This window comes from Rahnella perminowiae (assembly GCF_019049755.1).
GTDB lineage: Bacteria > Pseudomonadota > Gammaproteobacteria > Enterobacterales > Enterobacteriaceae > Rahnella > Rahnella perminowiae.
In genome coordinates, this window is sequence record NZ_JAFMOS010000299.1 from 1 (window position 1) to 3,854 (window position 3,854).

5 protein-coding genes are annotated in these 3,854 nt (G+C 45.1%); 3 read left to right on the top strand and 2 right to left on the bottom strand.

Features of this window, described 5'->3' with window-relative positions:
* The first annotated feature begins 68 nt into the window (after window positions 1-68).
* Window positions 69-977, top strand: a complete 909-nt coding sequence (locus tag J1785_RS02700; RefSeq protein ID WP_129953539.1) for a glycosyltransferase family 2 protein — start codon at window positions 69-71, stop codon at window positions 975-977.
* 82 nt (window positions 978-1,059) lie between these two features.
* Here J1785_RS02700 and J1785_RS02705 read toward each other — a convergent pair whose 3' ends face one another.
* On the bottom strand, window positions 1,060-2,535 hold the full coding sequence (locus J1785_RS02705; RefSeq protein ID WP_217218749.1) for a glucosyltransferase domain-containing protein: 1,476 nt from the start codon (window positions 2,533-2,535) through the stop codon (window positions 1,060-1,062).
* Window positions 2,536-2,697: 162 nt separating this feature from the next.
* On the opposite strand from J1785_RS02705, the gene J1785_RS02710 reads away from it, so the two are divergent.
* Both J1785_RS02710 and J1785_RS02715 read left to right on the top strand, forming a co-directional pair.
* Window positions 2,698-3,111, top strand: a complete 414-nt coding sequence (locus tag J1785_RS02710; RefSeq protein WP_129953541.1) for a hypothetical protein — start codon at window positions 2,698-2,700, stop codon at window positions 3,109-3,111.
* Window positions 3,112-3,269: 158 nt separating this feature from the next.
* Window positions 3,270-3,458 carry a hypothetical protein gene (locus J1785_RS02715; RefSeq protein WP_129953542.1) on the top strand — a complete coding sequence of 63 codons (189 nt, stop codon included), beginning with the start codon at window positions 3,270-3,272 and terminating at the stop codon, window positions 3,456-3,458.
* A gap of 178 nt (window positions 3,459-3,636) precedes the next feature.
* Here J1785_RS02715 and J1785_RS02720 read toward each other — a convergent pair.
* A partial coding sequence (locus tag J1785_RS02720) for a hypothetical protein (RefSeq protein WP_217218750.1) occupies window positions 3,637-3,854 on the bottom strand: 218 nt, incomplete at its 5' end.

Consider the following 3,854-nt stretch of genomic DNA (forward strand, 5'->3'; position numbering starts at 1 on the left):
GTATTTTCCCTCGTCAGTTTGATCTCTGGTTTTATCTACTCACATTATATTGTTTTCAGGGTTAAAAAGTGAAAATCTCATTGGTTGTTCCCGTCTTCAATGAAGAAGAAGCAATTCCCATTTTTTATCATGCCGTAAAGACGACGCTATCTGAATATAATCTCGAAATTATCTTTATTAATGACGGCAGTACAGACGCCACCGAGCACGTTATTCATTCTCTGTCCGTTACGGATCCGTCAGTCAAAGCGATCAGTTTTATCCGCAATTTTGGTAAAGAACCCGCTCTGCTGGCAGGGCTGGAACATGCGACGGGTGACGCGGTTATTCCGATAGACGTTGATCTGCAGGATCCTATTGAAGTTATCCCGCTGATGATTAATAAATGGCGTGAAGGCTCGCAGGTGGTATTAGCTAAACGCAGAGACAGAAGTACTGACAGTCAGTTCAAACGCAAAACAGCAGCATGTTTTTACAGTCTCCACAATAAAATCAGCTCGCCTAAAATAGAAGAAAACGTAGGAGATTTCAGACTCCTTTCGCGCGAGACAGTCGAAAACCTGAAGCTCCTGCAAGAAAGAAACCTTTTTATGAAAGGTATTCTTAGCTGGGTCAGTGGTGAAGTTGCTGTAGTGGAGTACACCCGTCCGGTACGTGCGGCAGGCAAAACGAAGTTCAATGGCTGGAAGCTATGGAATCTGGCTCTCGAAGGTGTGACGAGTTTCTCAACCGTCCCTTTACGGATCTGGACATACATTGGATTTTTTGTGGCCATGCTGTCTTTTTTGTACGGGGTATGGATGATTGTCGATAAACTTATCTGGGGAAATCCTGTTGCAGGTTATCCTTCAATATTAGTATCGATACTCTTCCTTGGAGGGATTCAGTTAATTGGAATTGGTGTGCTGGGTGAGTATATAGGCAGGATTTATATCGAATCCAAAAGAAGACCACGGTACATTATTAAATCAGATTAATCATAAAAATGCTTCACTCTTGACCGCTGAAGTAGAGATAACCCCAGGCTAAACTCACTTAACCTGGGGTGATTTTATATGTTTACTGACAGCGTGTCCGGTTAAAATCAATAACAACTACGCTGTCTTCTTTCCACATTTTATAATCCTGGTTGCTGGCATAAGGATTTGTCTGGCAGACATAATGTGCAATGTTGACATTCACTCCCGTTGCAGGCGAAGCCCAGCGTTGTTGCAATCCGTTCATCGTCATATTCCCCACAGGCCAATACCAGTTACTGAAATAATCAGGTACCAGTACCGCCAGCACAGGATAATTGCTCAGTGAGTTTTCATAAACAGGAGAATGCGGAGGCGTTCCGCTGTAAATAAAATATACAGAGTTATAATCCAGCTCATGAGTATCCGATTTTATCCGCTGCACGAGATTATCATTAAATTTAGCCTGCTCGCGCAAGGCATTACCATAAGCATAAAAAAACACCAGTGATTGAATTACCGGTATCATTAATAGCCAGGTCAGTGGCTTAAGCCGCTTTGGCAATGCCATCGTCAATAACCAGGCACTCAGCAGCATAAATCCACTTAAACCGACCAGGGAACGTGGAGTCAGTAAGGCATTTTGCAATAGCAGCAAACTGCCGGGGATCATGAAGACTGCAATAAATGGCGCAACAACCGCCGCGAAGCAAAGTAACAATGTCACCGCCCCACGATGTTGACGCAGATAGCGAACAGTAATTGTTAGACCCGCAATAACCGCAACGGCGAGGATCAGCATCAGGAAACGCATACCGCCCTGATGTTTCACCAACGTATCATTGATAAATTGGCTGTAACTGTGCAGGTTATTGATAATTGTCGTGAGAAGATTGTCTGTCGCCAATACAGGATGATTGACTTCACTTTTACCTGAAAATGTTGAGGGCAAAATCAGCTTCAGGTAGATAATTGTACCGGCCATCAGTTCACCGAACCGACGACATAAGGTTATCAGGATCAACCCAGGTGAGAGTTGTCTCTCCATCTGGCGGAAGAACGCCGCAATAACCATGATGACTAAAATGTTAATTACCGTCTGATAGAGACAATAAATCGCCACTATGATCGCGGTGCCGGTGACAAAGCGAATCCATGTTTTACCGTGATCTGTCCAGCAACAGTAAAGCAGGCTGAGACCCAGTGCGGCGCTTAAGGTCAGCACATCAAAGCGATAGGAAAAAATTTCCGCCAGATAGGGATTGCAGAAAAAGGTTAACGTGACCAGTAAAATTGTACTGAGTGGGCGATCAGGTAAAAAATGGCGCGCAAATTGTGTGAGGCTTGCGCTGATGATGAGAACACCCAGGATCAGTGGCAGCGGGAAGATGTCCGATATATGAGCACTGAGGAACAATGCTTTTATCATGATATCGGCCAGCGGCCTGCCATCAGGGCCCCAGTTGGTGTAACCCAAAGCAGCGCGACCATTATCATCAATATAATAAATATTGGCTAGCAACAAAGGCAGAACAAACAGAACAGTACAAACGAGCAGAGAGCGAAAAGAAGACTTCATTTATTTAGCCGAGTTTTTGCGGAATATTGAAAGTCTACCTGCTCTGGTTTCCAAGTAAAAGTTTGAATTGAAATACATTGGAATCATCGGGCTTGATACCACATTCTCGGTTTTACCTTCACGCAACTCCCCATGAAGATCAGGAATATGAAAGATAAAAAAATGTCAGATACAAACCCCGGCGTTTTCCGTGAACACCTGACCACATTGGTACGTTCATTACAGATTGCACCTGACGTGGCCGAAAATCAGGTCCTGGACCGGATGGCGCTCAGCTTTCGTAAGCTACTGAATTTTTTCGCAGAAAATAACGAACTGACCCAACAGGTATTTTTGCTGCCGCCCCTGGCACAGGAAACACAGCGTTTACTGGTCAGCCTGATGTCTGAAAATCTCGCCCATAACCAGCAGAGCAAACTTTTTCGCAGTGATATTCCTGCTTGCGTGCTGGCACAGTGTTTTACGGGCATGCTGGTGCAACTGGCGCAAGATCCGGCTGAACCGGCGCTGCGTCATCAAAATAGTCAGGCATGCGCGAGGTTGTTCTGTGAGGGAGTGTGGTTACGGGAGTCATAGTTCAAAACTTCATATAGAAAGCAAAAATGGTTGGTTCAGTTTGCGATCCATAAAAGGTTAACTGAGTTCATTCCCGGGGCAGACATTGTATGCCCTGTTTTTGAAACCAACGTTAAAGAAGGCTTTGATTTGAAAGCTGCGATTAACCGGAGGCCTGTATGTCAACGACTGTACACACTGCTGAGCACCGTTCGCTATGGCAACGCATCACGCGCCGCAAAGTCAGTAATCCACCAGAGGAAAGGACACATGATACCTACCGCTTGCTGGAAAGCTTTCACGCCACAGGGTGTCTGTACGGTATTGATGTGGGGAACAGTGATCCGACCTGGTTTCGCCGCTCCTGACCGGTATATCCGTTTATTACGGTTCAGCTATTGGAACGAGCTGTGCAATTAGCAAAACCTTCTCCTGATTGTATGTGCTGTACCCTGCATAACCGGTGTTTCCGTTGCGGAAAATGCAACCGCGGCATCTGTTATGTAGGTTGTTGTGGAAAGTCTCTCTGACCTCGTCGTAGAAATTTTAGTTCTCTCTCACTTGTTGAGCCCATAACTTTCGCCAGTTATGGGTTTTTTTATGCAAAAAAAACCCCGCAGTCAGGCGGGGCAATATAATAACGCCGTTAACCGGGGCAGAACGGCGATCAAAAACAAATATAAGTAAAACCAAGGAAGGGTAAAAATAAAGCTGCAGTGATGATGCCACAGCTCTGGAAAATAAAGTACCACAAACAACAAGAC